The organism is Pelosinus sp. sgz500959, from assembly GCF_042610375.1.
Classification (GTDB): Bacteria; Bacillota; Negativicutes; order DSM-13327; family DSM-13327; genus CTSoil-075.
The window spans coordinates 1-14378 of record NZ_JBGJZL010000013.1; the positions used below are offsets into that span (position 1 = coordinate 1).

Annotated in this window: 12 protein-coding genes; all 12 read right to left on the reverse strand. The window is 40.2% G+C overall.

Translation table 11 applies throughout. From position 1 onward, the window contains the following. Window positions 1–229 precede the first annotated feature (229 nt). Window positions 230–628: a hypothetical protein gene (locus tag ACAN52_RS17570; protein ID WP_378956259.1), complete on the reverse strand. Its 399-nt coding sequence runs from the start codon at window positions 626–628 to the stop codon at window positions 230–232. Next, the gene (locus ACAN52_RS17575) at window positions 606–1412 is read right to left on the reverse strand and encodes a hypothetical protein (RefSeq protein ID WP_378956260.1); all 807 of its coding nucleotides are present in this window, start codon (window positions 1410–1412) and stop codon (window positions 606–608) included. Before ACAN52_RS17575 ends, ACAN52_RS17570 begins: the two co-directional genes overlap by 23 nt. Window position 1413: 1 nt before the next feature. Beyond that, complete coding sequence (locus tag ACAN52_RS17580; RefSeq protein WP_378956261.1) at window positions 1414–4548, reverse strand: ATP-binding protein; 3135 nt, start codon at window positions 4546–4548, stop codon at window positions 1414–1416. A gap of 7 nt (window positions 4549–4555) precedes the next feature. Continuing rightward, window positions 4556–4924 carry a hypothetical protein gene (locus ACAN52_RS17585; RefSeq protein ID WP_378956263.1) on the reverse strand — a complete coding sequence of 123 codons (369 nt, stop codon included), beginning with the start codon at window positions 4922–4924 and terminating at the stop codon, window positions 4556–4558. Further along, window positions 4921–7302 (reverse strand): dynamin family protein, encoded by a 2382-nt coding sequence (locus ACAN52_RS17590; protein ID WP_378956265.1) that lies wholly within the window; start codon window positions 7300–7302, stop codon window positions 4921–4923. The genes ACAN52_RS17585 and ACAN52_RS17590 overlap by 4 nt, the downstream gene beginning before the upstream one ends. A gap of 582 nt (window positions 7303–7884) precedes the next feature. Further along, entirely contained in the window at window positions 7885–8547 is a 663-nt protein-coding gene (locus tag ACAN52_RS17595; protein ID WP_378956266.1) for a VWA domain-containing protein, read from the reverse strand. Window positions 8548–8594: 47 nt separating this feature from the next. Continuing rightward, on the reverse strand, window positions 8595–9431 hold the full coding sequence (locus tag ACAN52_RS17600; RefSeq protein ID WP_378956267.1) for a GGDEF domain-containing protein: 837 nt from the start codon (window positions 9429–9431) through the stop codon (window positions 8595–8597). 112 nt (window positions 9432–9543) lie between these two features. After that, complete coding sequence (gene istB / locus ACAN52_RS17605; protein WP_378956268.1) at window positions 9544–10323, reverse strand: IS21-like element helper ATPase IstB; 780 nt, start codon at window positions 10321–10323, stop codon at window positions 9544–9546. Further along, window positions 10320–11561, reverse strand: a complete 1242-nt coding sequence (gene istA, locus ACAN52_RS17610) for an IS21 family transposase (RefSeq protein WP_378956269.1) — start codon at window positions 11559–11561, stop codon at window positions 10320–10322. The genes istB and istA overlap by 4 nt, the downstream gene beginning before the upstream one ends. A 260-nt stretch (window positions 11562–11821) precedes the next feature. Then, complete coding sequence (locus tag ACAN52_RS17615; RefSeq protein WP_378956357.1) at window positions 11822–12841, reverse strand: helix-turn-helix transcriptional regulator; 1020 nt, start codon at window positions 12839–12841, stop codon at window positions 11822–11824. A 96-nt stretch (window positions 12842–12937) separates the two neighbouring features. Continuing rightward, window positions 12938–13633 (reverse strand): hypothetical protein, encoded by a 696-nt coding sequence (locus ACAN52_RS17620; protein ID WP_378956271.1) that lies wholly within the window; start codon window positions 13631–13633, stop codon window positions 12938–12940. A gap of 539 nt (window positions 13634–14172) precedes the next feature. Then, on the reverse strand, window positions 14173–14361 hold the full coding sequence (locus ACAN52_RS17625; protein ID WP_378956272.1) for a hypothetical protein: 189 nt from the start codon (window positions 14359–14361) through the stop codon (window positions 14173–14175). Between the last annotated feature and the right edge of the window lie 17 nt (window positions 14362–14378).

Here is a 14378-nt window from a genome sequence, read left to right on the forward strand (position 1 = left end):
CCCGATCAGCAAGTAAAACTGTATCAGAAAGTCCGTCTGAAGGCTGCTTAATGCAAAATAAATTGGGAACATTATCACGACTTTTCTTAAGCAATATTCGCTTTTTGAAAAGTCCTATTTGCTATGTTCTTTTTATGTAATTCTTTTTTTATATTTGGGGCTTGACTTTAATTAGCTGGTCTCTGTTTTCTTCTTGGCTGTAAGTCCTTGGGCAACGAAACTTTGCGGTTTAATCAAAATACCCAGGTCGATGAATAAGTAATGTTGCTAATCTGCCCTCAGGGGCGTAAGCACTAATTCCAAATTTTCTCGATACCACAGAATCCTTCGTGCAATAAGCTTGACTGTCAATATTCGTTAGCATGGTTAAAAGTCCTTCGCTTGTATTTGGAAACAACACTTTATCGTCCAAATATACTTCCCCCTCAAAAAACTCAACGGCTTCCAGCATGTTTTCTTGATTGTAAAAAGCATGGTAATTACCAAAGTCATCTGTAGTATTTTTTGAGAATCGATTTTTCTTAAATTCTTGAAAATCCCCAATTTTCGCCCGAACATCGCCTCTCGGTTCACTAAAGCGAATATTGTCAAATCCAGCATTGGCTTCAACGATATATTTCTTTGTCATTAGTTTTTTCCTCCGTTTTTAATTTTCCTTCCGACTCTAGTTTATCAAGATATTCTTCCGCTTCAGCGATTGCTTCTTCATATTTATCTCCGAATTTTTCTCTAATATCCTCAACATCCATCTCGAAAGCCTCGCGAAAATTCCCTTCCTTAATAAGCTTTTGTTGCTCCTCGCGATACGCTTGGGCATCTTTAGAATTACCACAGCTTCCGGTCTTTCTGTGGTCTTTTTCATCCATTATGATGGCAGGACCATCGGCTTCCTTTAAGTGCGATACGTCTTTCGCTGGCATATGATGAACTTCTTTCCCCTCGCGGTCATCCTGCTTTTTCAAGTCACCATATCTGCCACCTTTTGCTTCTTGGATTTCGTTACCCTTAATAGAATCTTGAAAAAACTCCCCGGAATCATCCGGAAGCTCGTATTTGTATTTTTTTTCACCTGAATCATCGGGTAACTCGCTCCGCTTCTCGGAGGTGTCAATCGGTGCTTTTTCTTCGGATTTCTCAGCTAAGAACTCCCCAGAATCATCTGGAAGCTCGCATTTGTATTTTTTTTCACCTGAATCATCGGGTAACTCGCTCCGCTTCTCGGAGGTGTCACTCGGTACTTTTTGTTCGGATTTCTCAGCTAAGAACTCCCCGGAATCATCCGGAAGCTCGCATTTGTATTTTTTTTCACCTGAATCATCGGATAATTCGCTCCGCTTCTCAGAAGTGTCAATTGGTGCTTTTTGTTCGGGATTCTCAGTTAAGTCAATATCCTTGATCTTTATTTCCATCATTTCACATTACACTCCCATATTGACGAAGATCGTTATAATACACCTCATCGCCACGCACTTGTTCCGCTGCATAATAACAAACTATTCTGCGTATCTCTTCAGCTATTGCCTGCCCTACATCTAATGTGTTCATAATATTTGCATCCATTATAGCAGGAATCATATCTTTGTTTCGTTCTGACTTCGTTCGTTCCAGAAGAACTTTGCCCTTGATTGCGCAATACAACGCATATCCCTTTTCAGTCGCAGACAAATTTTCCTTAATGCCCCGATACAAGATTTCCTTTGCCGCGGCACTGGTATCCAACCAATCAATCCATCGACTGATTTGATCAACTTCATCCATTGAAAACCATCTGACTTCATTAGGAGGAGTTATAAGGTTTTGCAGATAGATTTTCTGTAACTGCTTTTCTTCGTCAATGGATTGTTGGTAGCTGTATGGTCGAACCCTTTTCTCTTTTTTAGGATCGTCGGAATCAGCAAATTCCTCGACCTTACACAATACAGGTTCCAACCACTCATTCTGATATACGGCGGCAACACCGGTTTCAAGTTTTGAAAGCTCGGCAATCTGATCGTCATTTAGCCCAGCTGCCTTTCCAACAAGCTGGCGGTCGCCTTCATCGGGTAAACGCATAATAATTTTCGTATTGGTATTGCGGATAACCGCCATATCCAACAGGCCGGGAGCCTGGTCGGCAATGATAAACCCCTCGCCAAAACTGCGCAATTCCGCAATGGCATTCGCTAGCATTTCCACCGACTTGCCCTGCAAATTAGAACTATCCTGTGTTTGCTCAGAAGAAGTACATCGGAGCAAATTATGCGCTTCCTCCAGCACAGTAATATGGGATAGTCCGCTGTTCGGATGATTCTTACCTTCAGAACGTTGCGCCATCCGATGCTCTCGGAGTTTCAGGATCAGGATACCCATCAGAAGTGCTTTTGTTTCCATAGAACCAACCCGACTCAGATCAACAATGACATTGCAATCAAACAGCTCTTCTGCCGTCAACTCATTGTATGCGCAAAGCACTTGTCCATTGATACCATTGGTCAACGACTCCACTCGGGTCAGAAGCGCACCTTTATAGTCGCCTTGTGTATCCTTTGAAAATCCCTTGCTGTCGATTACTTCGGGTAGGGCTTTCATCACATCCCGGAATGTTGGAAATCTCTTGTTGGGATGTGCGGAGGCTAAACAGATGGATGCGGTAAGACTCCAGCCCGCGTTGGTGTATGCTCTCTCTACAGCCGCCTTCAATACGGCAGGCATGGCAGCATACATCGGCCAGCAGGCATTGAAGATTTCAATCAGACGATCAATATGCTCCAGCACATGAGTATCACTTGGGAAAGAAAAAGGATTTAATCGCAGTAACGGTGTTTTTGATTGATTGGTGCCATATACAAACACATCTTCATATCCGCCAAGCACCTCTTTATACTCTCCCTTTGCAGGTTCGATTACGAGGAAACGAGGCACTCTATCCGTATTTGCAGACAGGCACAATTTGTCCAAAAGTGTATAAACCGTATTGGACTTTCCTGAACCCGTAGAGCCGGTGATAAAAGTGTGAGATGTCAAGCTGCTTTTATTCAAACACACTGAGGTTGCTTCCTTATTACGCATATGAACAATCGACCCAAGGTCGATGTGCTTTGATTCGCGTTCATTTTCCGCAGTGATTTCATCCGATTTGTCAGAAACAGATATTACATTCCGGGCAAATTCCGCGCACTGAAACACCGGCAAACCCGGAATTGACTTTCGCGGCATATTGAGTGCCTGAGCAACTTCTGTGCCTGAGATAAAAGATGAAGCATAAACAGGTTCTTCATTTGAATCATCGAGGTTGCGCTTAAAGAGAGGATGCTCTAACTGCTTTAGATATGCAAATAATATTTTGCGTGTGCTGTCATTTTTTTCATCCAGATTGCCCCAGATATTCACTGCCGTCTGTTCAATGTATGAAGAATTCCCCTGCGTTAGCGACCGATACATCTGTGCAATATTTTCTGCAACAGAATACTCATCCGAAAGTACATAGGCGGCAAAACGCCACATACCAAGCGCTTCACACTGTGCCAGCTTCTTCATCTGTTCATCCAGGCGTTCCAAAAGCGTCTTGACCTGATGGTTGGTATAGGAAAGCGTAGAGCCTCGCCCGCCTGTATAAGAGTCATTTATCCCGTGTTGATCCTGTCGGTTTGCGCCATATGCAGCAGTAGCCCCCATAATATGCGGTATACCTATGTTGATGCTTCCATTAAGATTTCGGCCTGTTGATACGCTCTCCATTCTGCTAACGGTTTCCGAACTATTGGCATTGGTCTGCCAAGTGGCAAAAGGACTCAAAGCGGTATAGTATTGCGAAACGATCTCTTTTTGCCGCTTGATTTCATCAGAAGATAGAGGCTCACACAGCAACATCAGCGTATATTCAGAGGATTCCCGCATTGGTGTATAGGCATCAATCAGCTTTTCAATCCCCTGGCTGATGAATTTTTCGGACTTCTCAGATGCGATATTTGTGACCACTGCTACTGCATTTTTCTCACGAATACCAATCTTAGATATATCCGTCAGTGAAGAACCCATTGACACCCCTGGGAAATTCCCCTTCAATGACTGTTTAAAACGGTTAATCAACGAATTTGCCACCGAAGGATCATCGCTGTTTTCAGTCGAATAGACCGCCATATAGACATCGTAGCCCTTTCGAGTGCAGTTGAAAATCAGAGCAAATCGGCAAGGTGATGCAGACAAGACATTATAAGTGTTTTTTAACTTGTCAATATCATGCTCTGACGGGTCGGTTACCCAACGTCCAATCTTCAAAATCCGAAGACGCTCTGCTTCTTCTTTGCATTGTTCCGGCAATTTACAAGGGTAAAAGTCGGTCTCAATGCGCGGGAGATATGATTTAAAAACTCGTTCTGAGATGCTGTCAATGCTTTCCTGCAGCGACAGCAGTTGCTCGTCATTGAAAGGCTTATCCCATTTTGCTGCTATTTCTGCGCAAATACGTTCTTTTGCTTTCAAGTACAGCGTATCATCGTCAGTGTTTTCAAATTGCGCCAGAAAGTCTTTTATTTTCGAGATCGGTTCATCTAACTTTTTTAAATCCATCTCTATTTCACCCCCATATTTTTCCCAGCAAAAGAAACAAACACCAACCAGCAGTAATAACTCCGACAGCCCACAGGAGAATCCGCCCGGCAGATTTTAGTCGGTGCCGCCAGCGATAAACATCAGCCGATACCTCTGCAATATGTAGCAAATCTTCCTTGGAGACACCATACCTCGCTGAATCGGTCATTTTCTTAAGATACCGCCTGTCCCAAGGCTTTTGTTTAGGCGTGAACTGGGTTATGAAAAATGGCTTCTCATAGTTCTTTTCAATTCCTTCAATTGCCTTTTTGCTGTTGCCGTAAGAGATTTTACCGTTCTCCATCTCCGATATCAAGTACATGATTTCCTTACTGCAACTTTGACGGAGGTTCATTTCAATACCTCCTTCGGGAAATTCAGCAAATCAATCAACTCCTGCTCCACGGAGGAAAGGTTTTCGATTCGCTCACTCATTTGCTCAATTTCGTCTGCCATCCTTCGGATGGGCTCATCATACTCGCGTAGTATTAGGCTCACAGTTTCAAGTTTATTGTTAAAGTTTTCTTTGGTTAACTTAACCCAATGGTTAAACTGTTCCCGAAAATTAGTATAGGGAGTGATTACACATTCGTCTGTATGGAAGGCATTGAAAGACACTTTCAACTTCTTGGAATATCTTTCAGGGTCAATCCAATGGAAGCAAAGAAAATTTCCAAAAGCATTTTCGTGGTCAAATTTTGGAGAATTACTGGTTTTAAATTTGGGTATTTCATAATCCATCTGGTTCCAAAAATTCTCTTTTGTCTCATCTGAAAGTTCAGGATCTGCCTGAATGATTTCGGATAATCGTTCCCATGCTTTCTTTGTCAAATCCTGATTGCGCTTTTCTAAAAAATTGATCCTATCCGGAAAAGTCTTTTGTACATAGCGATTACAATGTGCAACCATATGTACGTCCACTTTCTCCTGATTCTTTATTCCTTCATCCCCAAAATCGCGAAACAAGCTGAATGGTATTTGATCCCACTTATGCTTGGTTTCCGATTGTAAGCCATTCAAAAACGTTGTATCCTGACTGTCAAATTTCTCTTTCATTTCATCAAGAATAGAGCGATATTCTTCATCCTTGATTGTAAATTTATTCAGTTTCTTATTCAACTCGCCTTTTTTTCTAGTTTTGGATTCTTCGTGCTCCTTTTTGCTTTCCGCCTCCTTTGCTTTCATATCCTCAAGCTGACACTTTGCTTTTTGCAGAGCGTCTAGCAAGTAGGTACGGCGCTGACGGGCTTTCAGATACCAAAGGAATTTCTCGGCATATATTTTTATCTCGTACTCGACAGAAAAAATTCCACAATCGTGGTAGAGAGGTTTCTTCGCAGTTGCTGCGATTTGTTCTAATACGGCCTTCTCGTTTTCATCAGGCAAAATCGCATACTGATACAAGCTGCGATAAAAATCATTGCCTTTACAAAAACTGTCCTTATTCTTGGAATATTTCTCTTTATATGCATCAACTAATAAGTTTCCATCCTTTTTGATTCCAAGAGCTACAATGGAGGACAGGAAAAGAATTTTTTTGAAACTCCACTCGTTCAAAGCCTCCTCTTTGAATCCTGCTTTGAGATCGCTCAGGCTTATTTGGTCTCCATGCGTGATTACAACCAGCATATTGGCAAGATCCATATTGGTGGCATAGTCTTTAAGAAGCTTTTTGAGAGTGTCATTCCCCCTACTCGCCATTGCACTCCGCTCAATCACCAATATAGGCAGAGCATTTGTTTGCTGCCCCAACGCCTCCTTTAGCGTTTCAAGATGACTGGGAGCAGTAGTCGCATTGCTCCCCGGCGTGTCGAAAATGTTGATAGACAATTCGTCATTTGTAACATCTCCGATGCGGAAGGGAAGTGTAATCTGAAGAAGAGGGGCTATTGAACAACTGATTCCATTAGTCTTGAGATCATTAAAAAAGCCGATTACAGCGTTCATCTGGACAATAGGATTCTCTCCGCTGCGTTCCTCTGCACATTCTTTAAGCTCTTGCAACAAAGTAGAAGCTTCTTCACAGAGTTTGTCTTGATGGAATTGAAAGCTTCCGTCATCCCAACGCATCTCAATGGTTTCTGGGAGATCTGCGTCCTCAGCGTCCCGAACAACACTAAACCGGATGGAATAGCGAGACGCAGAAGAAATTTTAAAAATTTGTGCCGTGACTGGATCTTCCCCTTGCGGTAGGAGTTCTTCACCGATCAGAGCATTAATGAAGGTAGACTTGCCAGAACTGTACGTACCTACAATAACCAGATTTAATTCCGACTTCGTGGCATCGTTGTATTTTTTGATAAGACTTGCAATCTCCCTCGTTTTCTCCGTTGCGGCACTGCCTTCGGCAGGAAATTCGTTCTTGATTCGCTCATATGCACTTTCGATTTTTTTGAGGGCTTCAGTTGAACTAATAAGCTCATAGTGCAATTTCTCATACTTGAGATCGTTTTTACTTAATTTTTTTGTATAACTAATCAATGTGTTACAAAAATTAACGTAATCAGATGATGTGCCACAAAATTCCACTTTAATTCCATCAGAATCATGAGCGTATTCCTTGCTTATCTCATCAAAAATCTCTGGTAAGCAATTTAGCAACGCAATACCCCTGTTCGTATATTTCGCCAAAGTTGCTTGGTTAGCTATATTATTGAAATTTTCACCATCGGAGGCATACTGGAAGTTGAACTGTTTCTCATATGGGTTATAAAATATACGCATTCCCTTCATTTTAAGAGGCTCCTTGAATTTTTATTTTTTAAATATGTTTTTCACATACTCCCATTGGCTTCTCAAACACATGTCAATTCCTTTTCTAAGCTACCGTGTATGTATCATTTTATTCCGTCAATAAAGGGCTGTTGGCAATCTATCCAGAACAGCATCTATATCCATACCAGAATACTTGAACTTTACGCTCTGCAAATTACCGCTATGCATGAACTGAATCCGCTTTCAGAATTCTTTCTATTTATCTTATTTTTTATGTTTATCTTTCAAAATTTTAGATAACTATACAAAACTGACTGCAATTCCACCTATCGCTAAAAATGGTACACCAAAATAAGCAATCGAGCACTAAAAGCAGCTAAAGCTGCTTCATTTATACCTCCCGTAACTCTACTGTTTAGCCAAAACTTAAAATTCCTAACTATATTCCAGTTTTATACTTCGCTAAATTCTTTTACAATTCCTTTTAAAATACCAATCACGACAAAATATGGTTATTTTATATGGCAACTATTAATTCTAAAAACCGATCTTACAAAAAAGATCGGTTTTTTACTGACACACATAAATATATGTATTCCCTTACTTCTTCTTCCCCTTCTGTCCATTCTCATCGTTAATATAGAAATTAGCTATACTTGATGTCCCTATAGCGCGGGCAGCCATAAAGGAACCTAAACCAACACTAGTGCTCATAAAGCCGCCTTGATAACCGGAAGCATCGCCAGCGTCAAAGCTCATCACATTGCCCTTGGGAATATTAAGATCAGTAGCAAGCACGTGAAGATTCTTACGAGCACCCAAATAAGTTACTGTCCAACGCTTTGTCGCCTGGACTGCTTGTAGCCGTTCTGCTAAGTTCTTTTTGTTAGCCTTACGCGACTGGTTTTCTTCCCCATCTGTAATAATAACAAGAAGAAAGGCTGTGTTTGCATCCTGTGAGTCCTGCTGTGCCAGTCCTTCATCAAGAGCAGCATGCACTGCATCAAATAGTGCTGTCATGCCATCTGGTTTATAATCATTCGCAGTCAACTCTTTGACTACATCTACAGAAACATTCTCTAGCACTGATAATACATCTGAATTAAAAGTGATCAAAGAAACGTATGTCTCCATCCCATCCTTAGTCATTTTGCGTAATTCCTGAACCTGTTCATTGAAGGCTCCAATGGTTTCTTTTTGGGCAATAGCCATAGACCCGGACCGGTCGAGCACTATTTTCACATAGGTTTTCTTATTAATCATTATTCCTCTCTCCTTTTAATATGTTATACCGCAATGAACTTCATTTTTCAAAAAGGATAAATTCTTGGCTGATGCACAATATTATTATGATTTCTGCCACTAGCATAACATTGTCCAATGGACATTAATTGTCTACTTGGCACATTATTTTCAAGAAAATATCTACTGTATAATAACTGTGAAATAATCTTACTCCATAAGTACCTCACGTATATTTTCATAAATCGTTTCTCGACGAGCCCTTTTCTCTGATACATATTATGATCAGCCTGCTTGATCACCTCTCTGAGGGTAGTAAAATCATATACTGTGGTAGCAAAACCAATCGACATGCTAAGGGGTAGGCTAGGATGCTCGTAATTATTATTTTCAATATGATTTTTGATGGAGTTGTGAAGACTCACCAACTCTCCCTCCGTTAGAACCTTTGGGATTAATACAATAAATTCATCTCCTCCCATACGAAAGATTTGCGCATTAACGGGAGATGCTTTACGCAAGACTTCGGCGGCTTTACGAATGATTTTATCACCAACCACATGCCCCAATGTGTCATTTATAATTTTAAGACCATCGATATCACATGCAAAAACAGACACTGGAGTCTTCTGTTTTTGGATCTGCTGGGCAAAGATTGCAAAAGAATTACGATTTTTGAGGGTAGATACCACATCATAGTCACTTCGAATCTGAAGTTCTTGCGTCAATTTTTCTTGTTTTTCAAATTGCTGGCAAAGTTGGTGATTCTGCCAGGCAAAAAATACTGCTACCCCCATGCCAATAAGCGTAAAAGAAATGAGCATACGAATCACCTGACGAATACGCAATACATCATGGTTGTCTATTTCTAATAACCATTCACCAAAAGAACAACAAATAGACACAACCACTATACTTAATAAAATCGCTATACTAATCGCTGGATAATTAGGTTTTGCTATGCCTTGTCAATACCGTTTCAAAATTCCCCAAAATCATCGGTCGAAAATTACTCATTTAGTCGGTTGAATTTGACTCAAATTTGCTAACATCATAAAATCCAGCCTTCTTTTTCTCCTTGATTCGATAGCTGTCACCCTTGATATTAATTGTTGTGGAGTGGTGAAGTAACCGATCCAAAATTGCTGTTGCTACTATGTTATCTCCGAATACATCACCCCAACTACCATACGATTTGTTAGAAGTCAGAATGATCGACCCTTTTTCATAGCGGTTTGAAACAATCTGGAAAAAGTAGTGGGCAACATCGGGCTCCATTGTAGCATAACCGACCTCATCAATGATTAAGATATCAGGTTTGCTGAGAGCTTTCATTTTTCTGTGAATACGCCCTGATTCGATATTTTCTTTGATCATCAAAATAAGTTCATGAGCACTTAAAAAATAAGCTGTGAACCCATTTCTGATGCCTTCTACTGCAAGCCCCACAGCTAGATGCGTTTTACCAACACCTGGCGGGCCGAGAAACATAACATTTTCAGAACGCCCAACAAAACTTAGTGTCTTCAGTTCATTGATTTTGCGTTGATTAGCACTTGGTTGAAACTCAAAGTCAAAGGTATCTAGTCCTTTCACATAAGGCAACTTAGCTAATTTTAAGTTTGTTTTCGCAGCCCTCTCACGTTTGAATTCAATTTCAGCCCAAAGTAGCTTGTCGAGAAATTCTAGATAGGATATACTGTCCCTAGAAGCTTCTTCTGCGTGGTGATCATAGACTGCGGCCATATGAGCGAGCCCAAGTATTTCAAAGGCTTGACCTAATTGTTCGCGAATCATACCATCACCTCGTTTGCAAGCGAGTCATAGACCTCTAGGGGTCTTTGATGCACTTTGAGTGTTTGATCCGGAATCAGAATTGGTGCTGTGGCGGCAACGTTCTTCTGAGACCAGGATGAGATTCCCTCAAAGTGCTTTTTATTTTTCTGATACTGATACTTTCCGACGAGTTTAGGGTGATTGGCAATGCAACGACCTAACTCATCATAGATTGCAATTGTACCATTTCGTAGATCTCTAATACCGACCCGACGGCCAGTATACCTGAATGGAACGGAGTAGTAGTTACTTTCAAAGCTGATCACGCAATCGTTCGCAACCTTTCTTGATTGAAGATCGGTCAGCAGGAATATTTCCTGATTTATGGTTCGTAAAGTTTCTAGTTTATGCTCGCTTAGCGGTACTTTTCGAGTTGTTCTATGTACTCTCAAATTACAGGTTGTATCCAGCCAGAGTCTTACTTGCGTATTTAAATCAGCTAATCCTGTCACGGTCTTAATTCTTGGCCAAAAATTCATTCGCAAGTATTTAACTCCGTTTTCAACCTTTCCTTTTGTTTGCGGGTGATAAGGACGACATCGTAGCGGATTGAAGCCGTAATGTTTAGCAAAGCGCAGAAACTTGTCATTCCATTTATTTTCGCCTTTTTCATGACTGTGTTTAACGACGGTTCGCATGTTGTCATACAAAATGGTTTCTGCAACACCGCCGAAGAATTGGAATGCTCGTTCATGGCAACCAATGAGTGTATCGATTTTTTCATCTTCTGTAAATTCGACGTACTTCATTCTGGAATAGCCTAGTATCATGACAAAAGCATGTACTTTACGAAATGATCCATCTGCACAAGTTAATTTAAACTCACCCCAATCGACTTGTGCCTGTTTTCCTGGTGGTGTTTCATAGCGAATGCTTGCTTTGGACATGACGGATTGTCGGTGAGGTTGCATAAATACTCTCAAAATTGTCATTTTCCCTTGATAGCCTAGCGCAGTAATTTCGTCAAAGATAATGCTCGCATTGATGCAACCTTCATTTATACGTGAAAGGATGTAACTTTTGAACGGATCGAGTTTGCTCGGCAAAGCAACTTGTTTTTGATATTGGGGGATCTGATCTGTGTGAAGCCACTTGGAAACTGTTTTTCGATCGATACCGAGCGTTTGTGCAATTTGAATGTTTGAGAACCCTTTGCTTTTTAAATCTCTAATCATGAAAAACTCCTCACGTTGTACCATATACTCCTCTCCCTTCTAAGAGGATGGTACGTTTTTTGTGGGTATTTTTCAACCGATTATTATGGGTAGTTTAGCATCGTTTACGACAGCCTTGCTTTAAATAAAAAATAATGCATTCCCCCTATAGAATCGTCTTCCATATCATAATAACAAAAGCAGATAGACCTTTTACGTCCATCTGCTTAAAAATTCTTATAAAAAGAGGTGACTTTTTTATTTGCCACCTAAAACTTATAACTGCAGGATTAATACATATAATTTTATGATTCGAGGAGTGGTTCCGCCTTACGATAAATTTTATTCATACGCTCAATGGTATCTTCTATCTCCGCCCGGAATTCCGGCGGACTTAATACTTCCAGATATTCTGCCTGACTCAGCAACCACATTTTAATACCCCGCCCAAATACTTCAGCTTCAATATACCTAATATTATCTTCCCTTTTAACCACTCTGGCATTAGGTAAACGATCCAATATGGCTTCTTCCGACACTCCCCAATATTTGAACTGGATTTTGATCATCTTCCCCGTCTGCATAAACTGAACCCGCTTGCGAAATTGCCCCTCCTCAAATCGATTGACATAAGGAAAAGAGAATTTATCTTCAGTAATTTGATAACTAAGTATCCTATCTATCCGATATACACTGGGGTCATTGAAATCTTTATCATGAATATTTCCAATCAGATAAAAATAATATTCAGCAAACATGACGCCCTGTGGCTTTATTAATCGTTCTACCACTTCTTGATCGATCCGTCGATAACTAATTTTTACTAGCTTTTGCTCACGCACCGCTTGGCTCAGCTCCCAAATAGACTGCAAAAGCGGTTTCCCATGCTGGACAGCGACATAATGATGTAGCTCGTTGCTGATGATTTCTTTTATTCGTTTAGCTTCCGCCGGATGGCACTGAAGGACTAGTTTCTTCAATAATTCATCCATTTCATTTTTTGAAAAAGCACGACTTTCCAATAAAACTCTTGCCGCCGCTAAAATTTGCTCATTAGTCAGCCAGGTTTCAGAATTTCCTATCAGCATATAGCCTTTATTTTTCTTACAATACTTAATTTCACCTAATCCTTGATTATTTTCAGAATCTCCCCAATACGTTCTAAGCTCCTCGATATCACGTTGGATGGTTTTCTTATCAACACGAAATCGTTTTGCTTCTTCCTCTTTACACAATATCTCTTTTCTGCTAAGCCGTTCAAACATGGATAATACCCGAAAACTTCCACTATGCCCATTTTCTTTCGTATCGATGATCCTCAGCACCTCCAAGCGCATGCTTCTATAATAATATCTACAAGTTAATCGATTAACCCTGATCCACAAATTATATAGCAAACATGACTCATAATGTTTGCAATCTTATTCCGCAAGACTACTGGTAGCACAGTTGCTATTCATCTCTTTTCCTTTCTTGTTCAGTCCTGTTTGCAAAGCAACATACCCATCATAAGTTTTTACCCCAGTAATAACAACAACATCAGTCAATGAAAATCCGCCTAACTTAAAACTACCAGCATGTGTGGCCAGTAATCGTTGTCGAAAATCAATCGTTATTATATTTCCATTTATATCGACTTCAAGTCCTTCGCCTAAGTCAACATTCCCAAATATTGCGTTAATTATGCCGAGACTTATCAATGAAAATATCCAAGATAACATTGGTTTATCTAGTAGTTTTTTCTCCAATAATTCGATTTTCATTACCGATTCAGTGCAATTATGCTGTAAGTCACGAATACGACAGTGCAATCGCACGTTTCCTAATTTCGTAGTTTCCAGATCCAATTGCAACTGCTGACCTGGCATTGACTTCACAATGATATTACTTACCCCTTCACTGTTAGTATTTTTCCGAGTTAAAGCTAAACCGCTATTAATTGCATCATCCTTAACTGATAGTTGTCCAGCTAGCAATCCGGCAAGAGTTTTTTTATCTACTATATTTTCAAGGATTGGGATAATATTTACAATGTCTTGAGGATCAATATCTTTAATACGCTTGACTTGAATTGCAACCTTTTTAGCTGCTTCTAAAGCATCCGTAAATATACTCATAATATCATTCCTCCTGCTTCATTTTGGCTATTTAACTTTTGACTTACCACTAATATTACTACTATTCCTTATAATCTCTCTGTTTTCCCCTCACAGCACCAGCATTTTTTTGCGTTGCTTCTACATGCTAATACAATCACAGCCAATTTATTCGACCAAAACCAATAATAACCTTTATTTCCAATACAATATCTTCCTAAATTCATATACAATCAATTAACACCCCACTTATATTTCATATAATAGCATTATTACATAGACAATAAATGTCCTTTTAAATTATCTACAGCACAAACAAAAAAATACCAGTCAGAGTGCTATCAAAACACCTTAACTGGCAGATTCCCTAAATCTCACATTCAATCGTTGTACTATCCAGTAAACTCACAACCACCCTACCACCATCATAAACCGTCATCTTCTCCACCAGCGCAAAGTACAAATCCCGTCATTACCTCAGCCTCCTTTATCATTGCAATAAGCTGCCTCGCCTTATATCTCTAAGCAAGTTATCATCCACCAAGCGTTCCTGCCATTTCTCAAGAATTATAATCCCTCGCCTTTAACTGAAACAACGTGAGTAGCGCTTTGTCAAAGCCCATTTTCGCGACTACTTTACTTCCTTGAGATTCAATAGCGACTATTGACAGCCCCTCTGGATTAGGCGGACTTATCTTCATTGAACTGCTGATGGCAATACTCTTTCCTTTTAATGATTGTTGTGTCAAGATGGCTTCCTCCTGTA